This window comes from Enterobacter sp. MGH 38, from assembly GCF_000492855.1.
In the GTDB taxonomy this organism is placed as follows: domain Bacteria; phylum Pseudomonadota; class Gammaproteobacteria; order Enterobacterales; family Enterobacteriaceae; genus Enterobacter; species Enterobacter hormaechei_C.
In genome coordinates, this window is sequence record NZ_KI535608.1 from 2,300,089 (window position 1) to 2,314,589 (window position 14,501).

General features: G+C 57.1%; 15 protein-coding genes. 4 read left to right on the top strand and 11 right to left on the bottom strand.

Going from position 1 to position 14,501, the window contains the following annotated elements:
• The first annotated feature begins 25 nt into the window (after window positions 1-25).
• On the top strand, window positions 26-535 hold the full coding sequence (gene crr / locus L384_RS00785) for a PTS glucose transporter subunit IIA (protein WP_003861316.1): 510 nt from the start codon (window positions 26-28) through the stop codon (window positions 533-535).
• A gap of 44 nt (window positions 536-579) precedes the next feature.
• On the opposite strand, the gene pdxK is transcribed toward crr, so the two are convergent.
• From pdxK to L384_RS00735, 10 genes are all read right to left on the bottom strand, one after another.
• Window positions 580-1,416, bottom strand: coding sequence for a pyridoxine/pyridoxal/pyridoxamine kinase (pdxK, locus tag L384_RS00780; RefSeq protein ID WP_023325017.1), 837 nt, complete (start codon window positions 1,414-1,416; stop codon window positions 580-582).
• Window positions 1,417-1,421: 5 nt separating this feature from the next.
• On the bottom strand, window positions 1,422-2,333 hold the full coding sequence (gene cysM / locus L384_RS00775; protein ID WP_003861311.1) for a cysteine synthase CysM: 912 nt from the start codon (window positions 2,331-2,333) through the stop codon (window positions 1,422-1,424).
• 67 nt (window positions 2,334-2,400) lie between these two features.
• Window positions 2,401-3,495, bottom strand: a complete 1,095-nt coding sequence (cysA, locus tag L384_RS00770; RefSeq protein WP_023325018.1) for a sulfate/thiosulfate ABC transporter ATP-binding protein CysA — start codon at window positions 3,493-3,495, stop codon at window positions 2,401-2,403.
• On the bottom strand, window positions 3,485-4,360 hold the full coding sequence (gene cysW, locus L384_RS00765) for a sulfate/thiosulfate ABC transporter permease CysW (RefSeq protein ID WP_023325019.1): 876 nt from the start codon (window positions 4,358-4,360) through the stop codon (window positions 3,485-3,487). The genes cysA and cysW overlap by 11 nt, the downstream gene beginning before the upstream one ends.
• Window positions 4,360-5,193, bottom strand: a complete 834-nt coding sequence (cysT, locus tag L384_RS00760) for a sulfate/thiosulfate ABC transporter permease CysT (protein WP_003861303.1) — start codon at window positions 5,191-5,193, stop codon at window positions 4,360-4,362. The genes cysW and cysT overlap by 1 nt, the downstream gene beginning before the upstream one ends.
• Entirely contained in the window at window positions 5,193-6,206 is a 1,014-nt protein-coding gene (locus L384_RS00755; protein WP_015572222.1) for a sulfate ABC transporter substrate-binding protein, read from the bottom strand. Before L384_RS00755 ends, cysT begins: the two co-directional genes overlap by 1 nt.
• Window positions 6,207-6,381: 175 nt before the next feature.
• The gene (locus L384_RS00750) at window positions 6,382-7,281 is read right to left on the bottom strand and encodes a Dyp-type peroxidase (RefSeq protein ID WP_023325020.1); all 900 of its coding nucleotides are present in this window, start codon (window positions 7,279-7,281) and stop codon (window positions 6,382-6,384) included.
• Between the two features lie 92 nt (window positions 7,282-7,373).
• Entirely contained in the window at window positions 7,374-7,949 is a 576-nt protein-coding gene (locus L384_RS00745; protein ID WP_003861296.1) for an RpoE-regulated lipoprotein, read from the bottom strand.
• 63 nt (window positions 7,950-8,012) lie between these two features.
• Window positions 8,013-8,462: a DUF2919 domain-containing protein gene (locus tag L384_RS00740; RefSeq protein ID WP_023325021.1), complete on the bottom strand. Its 450-nt coding sequence runs from the start codon at window positions 8,460-8,462 to the stop codon at window positions 8,013-8,015.
• The gene (locus L384_RS00735; protein WP_003861292.1) at window positions 8,449-8,874 is read right to left on the bottom strand and encodes a GNAT family acetyltransferase; all 426 of its coding nucleotides are present in this window, start codon (window positions 8,872-8,874) and stop codon (window positions 8,449-8,451) included. The genes L384_RS00740 and L384_RS00735 overlap by 14 nt, the downstream gene beginning before the upstream one ends.
• Window positions 8,875-9,086: 212 nt before the next feature.
• Here L384_RS00735 and amiA point away from each other — a divergent pair, with 212 nt between their 5' ends.
• Window positions 9,087-9,962 (top strand): N-acetylmuramoyl-L-alanine amidase AmiA, encoded by an 876-nt coding sequence (gene amiA / locus L384_RS00730; protein WP_023325022.1) that lies wholly within the window; start codon window positions 9,087-9,089, stop codon window positions 9,960-9,962.
• Window positions 9,962-10,861, top strand: a complete 900-nt coding sequence (hemF, locus tag L384_RS00725; protein WP_023325023.1) for an oxygen-dependent coproporphyrinogen oxidase — start codon at window positions 9,962-9,964, stop codon at window positions 10,859-10,861. The genes amiA and hemF overlap by 1 nt, the downstream gene beginning before the upstream one ends.
• 110 nt (window positions 10,862-10,971) lie before the next feature.
• Here the strand turns inward: hemF and maeB are convergent, their stop codons facing one another.
• Window positions 10,972-13,251, bottom strand: coding sequence for an NADP-dependent oxaloacetate-decarboxylating malate dehydrogenase (maeB, locus tag L384_RS00720; protein WP_003863546.1), 2,280 nt, complete (start codon window positions 13,249-13,251; stop codon window positions 10,972-10,974).
• 286 nt (window positions 13,252-13,537) lie between these two features.
• Between maeB and tal the strand changes: the two genes are divergently transcribed.
• The gene (tal, locus tag L384_RS00715; protein WP_023325024.1) at window positions 13,538-14,488 is read left to right on the top strand and encodes a transaldolase; all 951 of its coding nucleotides are present in this window, start codon (window positions 13,538-13,540) and stop codon (window positions 14,486-14,488) included.
• The last annotated feature ends 13 nt before the right edge of the window (window positions 14,489-14,501 follow it).

Genomic DNA, 14,501 nt, shown 5'->3' on the forward strand with positions numbered 1-14,501 from the left:
CCAATTTACTGCTTAGGAGAAGATCATGGGTTTGTTCGATAAACTGAAATCTCTGGTTTCTGATGACAAGAAAGACTCCGGAACTATTGAGATTGTTGCTCCGCTCTCCGGCGAGATCGTCAACATCGAAGACGTGCCGGATGTAGTGTTTGCTGAGAAAATCGTTGGTGATGGCATTGCTATCAAACCAACTGGCAACAAAATGGTTGCTCCAGTTGACGGCACCATCGGTAAAATTTTTGAAACCAACCATGCGTTCTCTATCGAATCCGATAGCGGTATCGAACTGTTCGTTCACTTCGGTATCGACACCGTTGAACTGAAAGGCGAAGGCTTTAAACGTATCGCGGAAGAAGGCCAGCGTGTTAAAGTTGGCGACCCGGTAATTGAATTCGATCTGCCACTGCTGGAAGAAAAAGCGAAGTCTACCCTGACTCCGGTTGTTATCTCCAACATGGACGAAATCAAAGAACTGATCAAACTGTCTGGCAGCGTTACCGTGGGTGAAACCCCGGTTATCCGCATCAAGAAGTAATTCTTGCCGCACGGTAAAATGGCGCCTTCGGGCGCCATTTTTGTTTATGCAGGCAGGATAAGCTCGTCATAGCCTTTCGACTGCGTATAGATCATCACGTCAGTCACCCTGTCGCCCGCCATGCGAATGGCGTCGGCCACGGTTTTACCCCCGACGATACCGCTCACCAGCTCCGAACAGAACAGATCCCCCGTCCCTTTCAGGTCCGTCTCTACGCGCGGGTGCGCGCTAACGGTAACACCCTCCTCGCTTACCAGCACGACGTGGATATTTTGCGGATCGTCAGCCACTGGCGCACTAGTGATAGCCACCCATTTCAGCGAGTTGGACAGCAGCCCCTGCGCGGCGGCAATGGCGCTCTCCGGCGTACGGCACGGTTTGCCGCTCAGCACTTCCAGTTCATACACGTTGGGCGTAATGCCCTGGGCCAGCGGGAGCAGATGTTCACGGTAGGCTTCAGGAATATCCGGCTTCACGTACATCCCGCTGTCGATATCCCCGATTACCGGGTCAACCAGCACCAGCAGATCGGGATGTTGCACTTTGATCGCCTTCAGCCACTGCGCCAGCAGCACGATCTGGCTGGCACTGCCCATATACCCGGTTGTCACCGCTTTTAACGCGCGTAAAATCTCACGCTCTTCCAGCGCCTTCAGGTAGCCGCTGAACCACTCGTCCGGGATCACCCCGCCGTAGAAGGTGTCGTAGTGTGGCGTATTGCTGAACAGCACCGTCGGCACGGCGGTAACGTTCAGCCGGTGGGTGCGAATATTCGGCACCGCGATGCTGTTTCCCACGCTGCCGTACACCACCTGCGACTGTACGGCGACAATATCGGTTTGCTGCGCCCGGGTGTTATCCCGGAATAAAATCATCTCCATGACGCTTAAATCCCCGCCCCCTGCGAATAACTCTCTTCACCAAAGACGCCGGTAGACAGGTAACGGTCGCCGCGATCGCAAATAATCGCTACGACCACCGCTCCCGGCGTGGACTCAGCCACCCGGATCGCGCCCGCTACGGCACCGCCAGAGCTGACGCCGCAGAAGATGCCTTCACGTACGGCCAGCTCACGCATGGTATTTTCCGCCTCGCGCTGATGAATATCCAGCACCTGGTCCACAAGCTGCGCATTAAAGATGCCCGGCATATACTCCGCCGGCCAGCGGCGGATGCCCGGAATACTGCTCCCCTCTTCCGGTTGCAGGCCGACAATCGTCACTGGCTTATCCTGTTCACGCAGAAAGCGTGACACACCGGTGATCGTGCCCGTGGTCCCCATGCTGGAGACAAAGTGGGTGATGCGCCCGGCGGTTTGCTGCCAGATTTCCGGGCCGGTGGTGGTGTAGTGCGCGTACGGGTTGTCCGGGTTGTTGAACTGGTCGAGCAGCTTGCCTTCCCCGCGCTCCGCCATCGCTAACGCTAAATCTCGCGCCCCTTCCATCCCCTGCTCTTTGCTCACCAGAATCAGCTCGGCTCCATAGGCGCGCATGGCGGCACGGCGCTCCTGGCTCATGTTATCCGGCATCAGCAGCTTCATACGATAGCCTTTCAGGGCGGCTATCATCGCCAGTGCGATACCGGTGTTACCACTGGTGGCTTCGATCAGCACATCGCCGGGCTTTATCTCGCCGCGCTTTTCGGCCTGAACAATCATCGACAGCGCCGCCCGGTCTTTCACCGACCCCGCCGGGTTATTGCCTTCAAGTTTGACCCAGATTTCGCTGCCGTTGTCACACCCCATGCGCTGAAGTTTGACCAGAGGGGTGTTGCCGATGGTGTGTTCGAGTGTATTCACGATTTTTACTCAATAAAAAGCCCGGTAAGCATCACGCCACCGGGCGAAAAACATACTCAATAACCTATCAGGCTGACTCCGCCAGAGCAATATCCTCGCGCGTCTCGATGCGCTCGTTGCCGTGATAAATGCGCGCGTGTTGCAGCCCCACAAACAGGCGTTCCCCCCGGTGCGGCGGCTCGTCGTCACGCATAACCACGGTCAGCGGCTCGGTGTACCAGCCCAGGGGCTGTACCACTAATTGGGTGTAGTGACCTTTAGGGCTAGCTTCCAGCACCTGCACCGGAAGCGGTGAATCCAGGCTGGTACGGCGGCTGACGTCCACTTCCCACGGACGCAGGAATAGATCCACCGGCCCCTGATGCGCGGAGGTATACCCCAGCGGCCAGCGGTGCGCGCCAACGTGGAACTGACCGCCGCGAATGGTGCCCTGAAGGCGGTTTACTTCTCCCATAAACTCCAGCACAAAGCGGGTCGCCGGTTCACGCCAGAGCTGCTCTGGCTCGTCAACCTGCTCAATGTTGCCCTGACTCATTACCACCACGCGGTCGGCCACTTCCATCGCCTCTTCCTGATCGTGGGTCACGAAAACGCTGGTGAACTGGAGTTCCTCATGCAGCTGACGCAGCCAACGACGCAGCTCTTTTCGCACCTGCGCATCCAGCGCGCCAAACGGTTCGTCCAGTAGCAGGATTTGCGGTTCAACGGCTAACGCACGCGCCAGCGCCACGCGCTGCTTCTGCCCGCCGGAAAGCTGAGCCGGGAAGCGGTCCGCCAGATGTGCAAGCTGCACCATCTCCAGCAGTTTGGTCACTTTCGCTTTGATGGCGGCGGCATCTGGACGTTCACGACGCGGCAGCACGGTCAGGCCAAACGCAATGTTGTCAAATACCGTCATGTGGCGGAACAGCGCGTAATGCTGGAATACAAAGCCCACTTTACGGTCGCGAGCGTGCAGGCGGCTCACGTCCGTACCGTGGAAGCGGATATGTCCGCTGGTCTGGTGCTCAAGCCCGGCGATAATACGCAGCAGCGTGGTTTTACCGGAGCCAGACGGCCCCAGCAGCGCCACCATTTGTCCGGAATGGATATCCAGCGAGATATCATTCAGCACCTGGGTGCGACCAAAAGACTTCTTAATATTGGCAATCTCAATGCTCATGATTTCCCTCCTGATGCTGACGTTTTTCCTGATTCTCTAAACGCCACTGCACCACACTCTTCAAAAACAGGGTCAAAATGGCCATCAGCGTCAGCAACGCTGCGGCAGTAAAGGAACCGACAGTGTTGTAGTCCTGTTCCAGTAATTCAATCTGTAACGGCAGCGACAGGGTTTCGCCGCGAATCGAGCCGGATACTACCGACACCGCGCCAAACTCACCGATCGCACGGGCGTTGGTCAGCACCACGCCGTAAAGCAGTGCCCAGCGGATATTCGGCAGCGTAACGCGGCGGAACATCTGCCAGCCGGAAGCGCCGAGCAGCACCGCGGCTTCATCTTCATGGCTGCCCTGGCTGAGCATCACTGGCACCAGCTCGCGCACCACGAACGGACAGGTGACAAAGACGGTCACCAGCACCATCCCCGGCCAGGCGAACATGATTTGCAGGTCGTGTTCATCCAGCCAGCCGCCCAGCGGGCCATTGGAGCCGTAGAAGAGCAGATAAACCAGACCCGCCACCACAGGAGACACCGCAAACGGGATATCCAGCAGGGTCAGCAGCAGCTGACGCCCCGGGAAGTTAAAGCGCGTTACCAGCCAGGCCAGCAATACGCCAAACAAAAGATTCACCGGGACAGTGATCAGGGCAATCATCACCGTCAGCCAGATGGCGTGGAGCATGTCCGGATCGGCCAGATTTTGCAGCGCGGGCATAATCCCTTTGCTGAAGGCCTGTACGAAGATGTACACCATCGGCACGACGAGAATGAATGCGGAGACCAGCACGCCGGTACCAATCAGAAACCATTTGCCCCAGTTGATGCGGGGCGCGTCATAGCGCTTCAATTGCGTAACTTCCGCCATCAGTGACCTACCACACGTCGACCAAAGCGACTTTGCAGAGTGTTAATCGAAAACAGTAGCAGCAGCGACGCGGCAAGGATCACCGAGGCAATCGCGCTCGCGGCCGGATAATCAAACTCCTGCAAACGGACAAAAATCATCAGCGAGGTCACTTCGGTTTTCCACGCGATGTTCCCGGCGATAAAAATGACCGCGCCAAATTCACCGAGGCTGCGGGTAAAGGAGAGCGCCACCCCCGCCAGCAAGGCCGGAGAAAGTTCCGGCAGAACAACCTTACGGAAACTCTGCCAGCGCGTGGCGCCCAGGGTTTCCGCGGCCTCTTCGTATTCGGGTCCTAACTCTTCCAGCACCGGCTGCACGGTACGCACCACAAACGGGATGCTGGTAAAGGCCATCGCCACCGCGATACCGAGCCAGGTATAGGTCACTTTAATATCAAACTTCGCCAGCCACTCACCGTAAAAGCCGTTCACGGAAAACAGCGACGCCAGCGTCAAACCGGCCACTGCCGTCGGCAGGGCAAAGGGCAGATCCATCAACGCGTCGAGGAGCGTGCGGCCCGGGAAGCGATAGCGGGTTAAGATCCACGCCATCAGCAGGCCAAACACGCCGTTAAAAATCGAGGCCACGAACGCAGACAGCAGCGTGACCTTATAGGCCGCCACCACCTGAGGGTTGGTGACCACTTCCCAGTACTGGGACCAGCTCATCTCAGCGAGCTGCATCACCAGAGCGCTGAGCGGTAACAATAAAATCAGACAGACGAACAGCAGGCTGGTCCCGAGGCTTAAGGTAAAACCCGGCAGCACACGTCTTGTTGATCCTGCAAACATTACTTACGCCCCGCCGCCAGCAATTTGTCTAACTCACCGCCGCTGGCAAAATGCGTTTTCATCACCTCAGGCCAGGCACCAAAATGGTCTTCCACGCGGAACAGTTCGGTCTGCGGGAATTTGTCTTTCAGCTTGTTCATCACGTCCGGATTATTAACGCGGTAGTAATAGTCAGTAATCACCGTCTGCGCCTGCGGGCTGTACAGATAGTTGAGATAGGCTTTTGCCGCTTTCTCAGTGCCGTTGGCTTTGACGTTTTTATCCACCCACGCCACCGGGAACTCGGCCAGAATGTTGGTTTTCGGGATAACCACTTCGAAGCCCTGCGCTTCGTACTGTTTACGAATATTGTTCACTTCGGATTCAAAGCTGATCAGCACGTCGCCCAGCCCGCGCTCGGCAAAAGTGGTGGTTGCGCCCCGGCCGCCGGTATCAAACACTTCGACGTTTTTCAGGAACTGGGTCATAAACTGTTCGGTTTTCGCTTTATCGTTACCATCAGCTTTGTCCGCCGCGCCCCACGCCGCCAGATAGGTATAACGCGCGTTGCCGGAAGTTTTCGGATTCGGGAAAATCAGCTTGACGTCAGAACGCACCAGGTCGTTCCAGTCGTGAATGTTTTTCGGGTTGCCCTTGCGCACCAGGAAGCCCATGGTGGAGTAGAACGGCGAACTGTTGTTCGGCAGGCGGCTTTGCCAGTCCGCCGGGATAAGCTTGCCTTTGTCGTGCAGGATCTGCACGTCCGTGACCTGGTTGTAGGTCACCACATCGGCTTTCAGCCCCTGCAAAATGGCCAGCGCCTGCTTGGATGAGCCAGCGTGCGACTGTTTGATGGTCAGCTTGTCGCCGTTGTTCTCTTTCGCCCACTGCTGTTCAAATGCGGGATTAAGGGCGGCAAACAGCTCGCGCGAAACATCATAAGAACTGTTCAGCAACTCGGTTGCCTGCGCCTGCGCCACCAACAGTAAACCTGCCAGTGCCAGCGATCCTTTTTTCAGTACAGTAACGGCCATTGCGCACCCTTATAAATGTGATGACTATCTTATAGTCATAATATTTATAACGGAGTCTAAAGGAGTAACGGTTTTATATACCGTTTGGTGATTTAGAAGCAGAAAAGGGAATAAGGGTGCGAGAGAAATTGCCGGGTGGCGCTAACGCTTACCCGGCCTACGAATGGAGAGCGATTTACAGCGCCAGCAGGCGCTCAACGGACGGCGCAAAGTAGTAGCCGCCAGTCACCGTACGGGTGAAGCGCAGCATGGCGTCACGCTTGCCGTCGGTATCGCCAAACATGCTCAGCAGCTGCTGTTCAATGTTGTAGAGGCGCGCGCAGTAAGCGCAGAAGTACAGGCCGTGCGTACCGCTCGCGGTGCCGTACGGCAGGCTCTGGCGAACAATCTTCAGCCCCTTACCGTCTTCTTTAAGGTCAACGCGGGACAGGTGGGACGTGACCGGACGCGCATCGCCGTCAATCTCTTCATTGGCGTCTTTGGTGCGGCCAATCATCATCTCCTGGTCATGCACGCTCATGCGGTTGAGCTGCCTGAGGTTATGCTCCCAGCGCTGGACGAACACGTAGCTGCCGCCCGCGTCCACGCCATCCTTGATTACAGCCACCTCGCGACGCGTCTCTTCCCCGGCCGGGTTTTCGGTGCCGTCGACGAAGCCGCTCAAATCGCGCTCTTCTACCCAGCGGAAACCGTGGATCTCTTCCTGCACGTCGATGCTGTCACCAAAGGCCTCAATCGCTGCCTGAGCGATGGAGAAGTTCACGTCATGGCGCAGGGAGAGGATATGGATCAGGACGTCATACTGGGTGGCGGGCGCAAGACCTTTGCCATAAGGAATAAAATCTTTCAGCTCTTCTGCGCCTTCGCCGCCGCTCAGCTGACGCCAGACGGTATTGCCAAAGGCAACCACCGCGCCCAGATGGGCTTCGGGGAATTTGGCCTGGAAGGTGGCCAGTTTATCAACGAAAACTTTGCTGGCCGCGCGCAGGGCATCCACATCCCCTTTGACGTTGGCTTCAATCCAAATCGCCGCGCGGCAATGTTCTGGCAAAATGCCACTCTGAACCTGAGACATCGCTCCTCCTGAAAAAAAGATGCCACGACTGCGTGGCATTGATGGCGGCTATTATACCTGGATTTCAGCGAGGCGGCTTGCTCAGGCGCAAATTACTGCTTCCAGATAATTTTGCTCACTTTCCACTTTTTCAGGGTGTCGTCAGACGGCATTAACCCTTCCGGACCGTTCCAGGTGCCGCTGAATACATAGCTAATGTGCTGGCTGCCGTCGGCCTTACACTCGACCGCCACGCTCTCCTCCGACGGCACACTGGCGCAGTGGCCAAACGCTTTCTGGTAGAGCTCGCCAAACGGCGTACCTACCTTCACGCCACCTGAGGTCGGGATCTCTTCATCCATCACCGCAATGCGGTTGACCGTACCTTTATCGCCGTTGATGACCATTGCCACCTTGTCATCTTTCAACGCTTCGAAATAGCGCACGATGTTGCCGTTCTCGGTTTTCATGCCGCTGCGCAGGCGATAATCACTGCCGATGGCATCCTGAATGGCATCCTGATCCAGCGCCGTCGAGGCGGTAATTTTGCCCACGCCCTGCTCGGTCACTTCCGTTGAGGATCCAAACCAGTTCCACGGATAGGCCGCAGACCAGTTGATGGATGAGAGCGTGGAACAGCCGGTTAACGCCAGCGGGAGAGCGCATAAAAGTAAACGCAGCGATTTCATTGAGACGTCCTTACGTAGTAAATCAACGCTTGTTGGAGTGCAGTATCGGCAAAAAGTGCCGTTTTAATCTGGCTCTTGCGTAAAACAGGCGCGTAAACGGGGATTCGTGACCAGCCACAGCAGCGCGACAATATCCGCCACCACCAGCGCAATCCCGATACCTGATAGCGGCTCGCCGTACAGCCAGAGCACGGGCTGCCAGACCAGGAGCACAACCTGCGCCAGAATCAATAGCCAGCGAAGTGCGCGCCAGAAGCGCGGGAGGAACTGCCGCCGTCCGCTGCACAGGAACGCCAGCACCGCCGGTACACCGGGCAGTAACCCCAGCCAGAACGCATCGTGATCGGGATAAAAGAGATTCAGTAGCGTATCGCCCTGCCCGCGCGACGCGCCAGCCATCACGAACAGCACCCAGGTGCGGGCCTGCAACAGCAGAACGCACCAGAACAAAAAAGGCAGACGCAGACGACCGTGAACATCATAGTCGCCAGGGTGGAACTCAGTACTCTTCATCTTCGATCAGGCGCTTACCCAGCGTCAGTACATCCGCATGCTCGTAGCCCAGGCGTTCATACATGCCCAGCACCACGTCGTTATCTTCCCGCACCATGATCTGGATTTTCGGACAGCCACGGGCGATCAGCTTCTTTTCCAGACGGTTAAGCAGCGCGTTGGCGATGCCGCGCGCGCGGTATTCCGGGTGCACGCCCAGATAGTAGGCCGAGCCGCGGTGGCCGTCGTACCCGCCCATCACTGTCCCGACTACTTCGCCGTTGACCTCAGCGACCAGAAACAGACTGACGTCGTGATTCACCTTCCGTTCGATGTCCATCTCCGGATCGTTCCATGGACGCAGCAGATCGCAGCGCTCCCAAAGGGTGATCACCTCTTCGAAATCTTCCTGGCGAAAAACGCGTATCTCCATGGTATTAACCGCCTTTTCGGGTTTAAAAACAGTGATTATGGCGTGAACAGGGCATTTAGCCAATAACCGGGGAAAAACTCGCCAAAATTTGGCATAATGTCACTTTGTCACGTATTGAAATGAAAAGTAAAACAATTCTCAATAAGGAATGTCGTCACGCAAAACGCGATACGATATAACACCAGGACCCCAATTTTTACAATTCAGGCCGCATGAGCACATTCAAACCATTAAAAGCACTCACATCGCGTCGTCAGGTTCTCAAAGCGGGGCTGGCGGCCTTAACGTTAACGGGCATCGCAAAGCAGGCTCAGGCAAAAGACGAGAGCACGCTTAAAACCAGTAACGGACACAGCAAACCGAAAACCAAAAAAGCCGGCGCAAAGCGTCTGGTCATGCTCGATCCAGGCCACGGCGGGATCGACACCGGCGCCATTGGCCGAAACGGTTCGAAAGAAAAACACGTCGTGCTGGCAATTGCAAAAAATGTGCGCGCAATTTTACGCAGCAACGGTATTGACGCCCGCCTGACGCGCACGGGCGACACGTTTATCCCACTGTACGATCGCGTGGAGATTGCCCACAAGCACGGCGCAGACCTGTTTATGTCCATTCACGCGGATGGCTTCACAAACCCTTCCGCCGCAGGCGCCTCGGTGTTCGCTCTCTCCAACCGTGGCGCCAGTAGCGCCATGGCGAAATACCTCTCCGATCGTGAAAACCGGGCGGATGAAGTGGCCGGGAAAAAAGCTACCGACAAAGACCATCTGTTACAGCAGGTTCTGTTTGATCTCGTGCAGACCGATACCATCAAAAACAGCCTGACGCTCGGCTCGCATATCCTTAAACGGATTAAGCCCGTGCACCGTCTGCACAGCAAAAGCACCGAGCAGGCCGCGTTTGTGGTGCTGAAGTCCCCGTCCATTCCGTCCGTGCTGGTGGAAACCTCGTTCATTACCAACCCGGAAGAAGAGCGTTTACTCGGCACCACGGCGTTTCGTCAGAAGATCGCGAACGCCATCGCCTCCGGGGTCATCAGTTATTTCAACTGGTTCGATAATCAAAAAGCGCACTCCAGGAAACGTTGATGAAACCGAATGCACAGCTGGTCAAAACTTTCCTGATGCAGCTACAGGACGCGATTTGCCAGAAACTTTCCGCCGCAGACGGCGGTGAATTTCAGGAAGACGCCTGGCAGCGCGAAGCGGGCGGCGGCGGGCGCAGCCGCGTGCTGCGTAACGGCGGTATTTTTGAACAGGCCGGGGTCAACTTCTCCCACGTCCACGGTGATGCAATGCCAGCGTCCGCCACGGCGCATCGGCCTGAACTGGCGGGCCGCAGCTTCGAGGCGATGGGCGTCTCGCTGGTGGTGCATCCGCATAACCCGTTTGTGCCAACCAGCCACGCCAACGTGCGCTTTTTCATCGCGGAAAAACCGGGGGCCGATCCGGTCTGGTGGTTTGGTGGCGGTTTCGACTTAACGCCTTACTATGGCTTCGAAGAGGACGCCGTGCACTGGCACACCACCGCGCGCGACCTCTGCCTGCCGTTTGGCGAAGACGTTTACCCGAAATACAAAAAGTGGTGCGATGACTATTTCTATCTGAAGCACCGCGACGAGCAGCGCGGCATCGGCGGACTGTTCTTTGACGATCTCAACACCCCGGATTTTGATACCGCATTCAGCTTTATGCGCGCGGTGGGTGAAGGCTTTACCGATGCCTATCTGCCGATTGTCGAACGCCGCAAAAACACCGACTACGGCGTGCGCGAGCGTGAGTTCCAGCTTTACCGCCGCGGGCGCTACGTGGAGTTTAACCTGGTATGGGATCGCGGGACGCTGTTTGGCCTGCAAACCGGTGGGCGCACGGAGTCCATTCTGATGTCGATGCCGCCGCTGGTGCGCTGGGAATACAGCTACGCGCCAAAAGAAGGCAGCCCGGAGGCTGCCTTGAGTGAGTTTATTCGGGTTCGGGACTGGGTGTAACCCTTACCCCTCACCCCGGCCCTCTCCCCAAAGGGGCGAGGGTGAAAAGACGGCTCGGAGCTGTCCCCTCTCCCCTCAGGGGAGAGGGTTAGGGTGAGGGGTGGGGTTAATTACAGCGGCTGCGTCTGTGCCTCAACCACCGCCAGCGCCACCATGTTGACGATACGACGCACGGAGGCAATCGGCGTTAACACATGCACCGGTTTTGACACCCCCATCAGCACTGGCCCTACGGTCACCCCTTCAGAACTCGACACGCGCAGCAGGTTATAGCTGATACGCGCCGCTTCCACGTTTGGCATAATCAGCACGTTCGCCGAGCCTTTCAGCGGGCTGTCCGGCATGCGTTCGTTACGGATGCTCTCCACCAGCGCGGCGTCGCCGTGCATCTCGCCGTCGATCATCAGCTCCGGCGCACGCTCGCGCACCAGGTCCAGCGTCTGGCGCATTTTGCACGCCGCCGCGGATTTGGATGACCCGAAGTTAGAGTGCGACAGCAGCGCCACTTTCGGCTCGATACCAAAGCGGCGCACGGTTTCCGCCGCCATCACGGTGATTTCCGCCAGTTCCTCCGGGGAAGGATCGTCGTTGACGTAGGTATCGGCGATAAAGGTGTTACCGCTTGGCAGCAGCAGCGCGTTCATTGCGCCGGCAGTATGGACGCCCTCGCGATAGCCGAAGATCTCCTGCACCACGCTGAAATGCTCATGGTACTCGCCGATGGTGCCGCAGATCAGCGCATCCGCCTCACCGCGATGAACCATGATCGCGCCGATCACCGTGGTATTGCTGATCACCGCCCGCTGCGCCTGCTCCTGGGTGATCCCGCGACGCTTCATGATCGAATAGTATTCGTTCCAGTACTCTTTGAAGCGCGGATCGGATTCGTTATTGACGATCTCAAAGTCGACGCCCGGCTTAATTTGCAGGCCCAGCTTCTGAATACGCATCTCGATCACGCTCGGACGACCAATCAGGATCGGTTTCGCCAGCCCTAAGGTGATCAGCTCCTGCGTGGCATGCAGCACGCGCGCCTCTTCCCCTTCCGCCAGCACCACGCGCTTCGCGTCAGCGCGCGCCTGGGAGAAGATCGGCTTCATAAACAGGTTGGTTTTGTAGACGAACTCGGTGAGTTTATCGACGTAGGCATCGAAATCTTCAATCGGCCGCGTCGCCACGCCGGAGTCCATCGCCGCTTTAGCCACCGCTGGCGCGATCTTCACGATCAGACGCGGGTCAAATGGTTTAGGGATGATGTAGTCGGGGCCGAAGCTCAGATCCTGATCGCCGTAGGCGGAGGCCACCACTTCGCTCTGCTCGGCGTGCGCCAGCTCTGCGATAGCATGAACGGCGGCGAGCTTCATCTCTTCGTTGATTGCCGTAGCGCCGACGTCCAGCGCACCGCGGAAGATGAACGGGAAGCAGAGCACGTTGTTCACCTGGTTCGGGTAGTCCGAACGTCCGGTACAGATGATCGCGTCTTCACGCACCGCCTTCGCCAGCGGCGGCAGAATTTCCGGCTCCGGGTTCGCCAGGGCCAGGATCATTGGCGCGCGCGCCATCTTCTGCACCATCTCCTGGGTCAGTACTTTCGGGCCTGAACAGCCGAGGAAAATGTCGGCACCTTCAATGACGTCTTCTAGCGTGCGCTTGCCATCGTCTTCCACCGCATAGGCCGCCTTGGTTTCCGCCATGTTTGGCTCGCGGTCTTTGTAGATCACGCCCTTGGAGTCGCAGACCACAATATTGTGCTTCTGCATGCCCAGCGCCACCAGCAGGTTCATACAGGCGATGGCCGCGGCGCCTGCGCCGGAGACCACCATGCGCACGTCGGAGAGATTTTTCTCTACCACGCGCAGGCCGTTCAGAATGGCGGCGGTACTGATAATCGCCGTGCCGTGCTGGTCGTCATGGAACACGGGAATGTTCATACGCTCGCGCAGCTTCTGCTCGATATAGAAACATTCCGGCGCTTTGATGTCTTCCAGGTTGATGCCGCCGAAGGTCGGCTCCAGCGCCGCCACCACGTTGATGAATTTATCCGGATCCAGTTCGTCCACTTCGATATCGAAGACGTCGATACCGGCAAATTTCTTAAACAGAACGCCCTTCCCTTCCATCACCGGCTTACCGGCCAGCGCACCGATGTTCCCTAACCCCAGCACCGCCGTACCGTTAGAGATAACGGCCACCAGGTTGCCGCGCGCGGTGTATTTGTACGCTGCCAGCGGATCTTTTTCGATTTCCAGGCACGGAGCAGCCACGCCCGGCGAGTAGGCCAGCGCCAGATCGCGCTGGGTCGCCAGCGGTTTGGTCGGGGATACCTGGATTTTACCCGGAACAGGAAACTCATGAAAATCGAGAGCGCTTTGTTTTAACTGATCATCCATCTTGTTATTCCTTTCACGTTTCGGTCAAAAAGGGTGATGTTGACGTTCCTATGCACACCCTGGTGTGCCGCATAGTATCGCCGCAGGCAGGCTCCTAAACTTTGAAGGCTGCCAAACTCTCACCATTGCAGAATAAAAATTGTTATCAATTTATAACAGCCATGTTACCCGTCTCAGAAAGCAATGCCTCCCCCGTCTGCTATGCTTTTTTGTTAAGTCCATCATGATTTTCTCAGAAGTGTGAACTAACGCACTCGACTAACTCTTTTATTTCCAAGGAGTAATTATGAACCAGCTAGACGGCATCAAACAATTTACCACCGTGGTTGCAGACAGCGGCGACATCGAGTCGATTCGTCACTACCAGCCGGAAGACGCGACCACCAATCCCTCTCTGCTGCTCAAGGCGGCCGGTCTTGCGCACTTTAGTCATCTGATTGATGACGCCCTTGCCTATGGCAAACAGCGCGGGAAAACGCAGGAGCAGCAGGTCGCCGAGGCCAGCGACAAGCTGGCGGTCAATATCGGTGCGGAAATTCTTAAAAGCATACCGGGACGCGTCTCCACCGAAGTGGACGCCCGCCTCTCGTTTGACCAGGAAAAGAGCATCAGCAAGGCTCGCCGCCTGGTGGAACTCTACCAGGAGCAGGGGATCGATAAATCACGCATCCTGATCAAGCTTGCCTCTACCTGGGAAGGCATCCGCGCGGCGGAAGTGCTGGAGAAAGAGGGGATCCACTGCAACCTGACGCTGCTGTTTTCCTTCGCCCAGGCGCGTGCCTGCGCCGAAGCGGGCGTGTTCCTGATTTCACCGTTTGTCGGACGTATCTACGACTGGTATCAGGCGAAACAGCCAATGGATCCGTACGTGGTGGAAGAAGATCCTGGCGTGAAATCGGTGCGTAATATCTACGATTATTACAAGCAGCACCGCTACGAAACCATCGTGATGGGGGCCAGCTTCCGCCGCACCGAGCAGATCCTGGCGCTCGCGGGCTGCGACCGGCTGACCATCTCCCCTGAGCTGCTGAAAAAGCTTCAGGAGAGTGAAGAGACGGTGATCCGCAAGCTTGTGCCGACCTCTACCGTTCTGCCAAAACCAAAACCCATGACCGAAGCGGAATTCCGCTGGGAGCACAATCAGGACCCAATGGCCGTGGAAAAACTGGCGGACGGCATCCGTCAGTTCGCCGTCGACCAGCGCAAACTCGAAGATCTTCTCGCTGCCAAACTTTAACCTTGCCACGGAG

Coding starts and splice junctions, on each gene's coding strand:
- crr (WP_003861316.1), top strand. CDS start 26: ATGGGTTTGTTCGATAAACTGAAATCTCTGGTTTCTGATGACAAGAAA.
- pdxK (WP_023325017.1), bottom strand. CDS start 1,416: ATGGAGATGATTTTATTCCGGGATAACACCCGGGCGCAGCAAACCGAT.
- cysA (WP_023325018.1), bottom strand. CDS start 3,495: ATGAGCATTGAGATTGCCAATATTAAGAAGTCTTTTGGTCGCACCCAG.
- cysW (WP_023325019.1), bottom strand. CDS start 4,360: ATGGCGGAAGTTACGCAATTGAAGCGCTATGACGCGCCCCGCATCAAC.
- cysT (WP_003861303.1), bottom strand. CDS start 5,193: ATGTTTGCAGGATCAACAAGACGTGTGCTGCCGGGTTTTACCTTAAGC.
- L384_RS00755 (WP_015572222.1), bottom strand. CDS start 6,206: ATGGCCGTTACTGTACTGAAAAAAGGATCGCTGGCACTGGCAGGTTTA.
- L384_RS00750 (WP_023325020.1), bottom strand. CDS start 7,281: ATGTCTCAGGTTCAGAGTGGCATTTTGCCAGAACATTGCCGCGCGGCG.
- L384_RS00745 (WP_003861296.1), bottom strand. CDS start 7,949: ATGAAATCGCTGCGTTTACTTTTATGCGCTCTCCCGCTGGCGTTAACC.
- L384_RS00740 (WP_023325021.1), bottom strand. CDS start 8,462: ATGAAGAGTACTGAGTTCCACCCTGGCGACTATGATGTTCACGGTCGT.
- L384_RS00735 (WP_003861292.1), bottom strand. CDS start 8,874: ATGGAGATACGCGTTTTTCGCCAGGAAGATTTCGAAGAGGTGATCACC.
- amiA (WP_023325022.1), top strand. CDS start 9,087: ATGAGCACATTCAAACCATTAAAAGCACTCACATCGCGTCGTCAGGTT.
- hemF (WP_023325023.1), top strand. CDS start 9,962: ATGAAACCGAATGCACAGCTGGTCAAAACTTTCCTGATGCAGCTACAG.
- maeB (WP_003863546.1), bottom strand. CDS start 13,251: ATGGATGATCAGTTAAAACAAAGCGCTCTCGATTTTCATGAGTTTCCT.
- tal (WP_023325024.1), top strand. CDS start 13,538: ATGAACCAGCTAGACGGCATCAAACAATTTACCACCGTGGTTGCAGAC.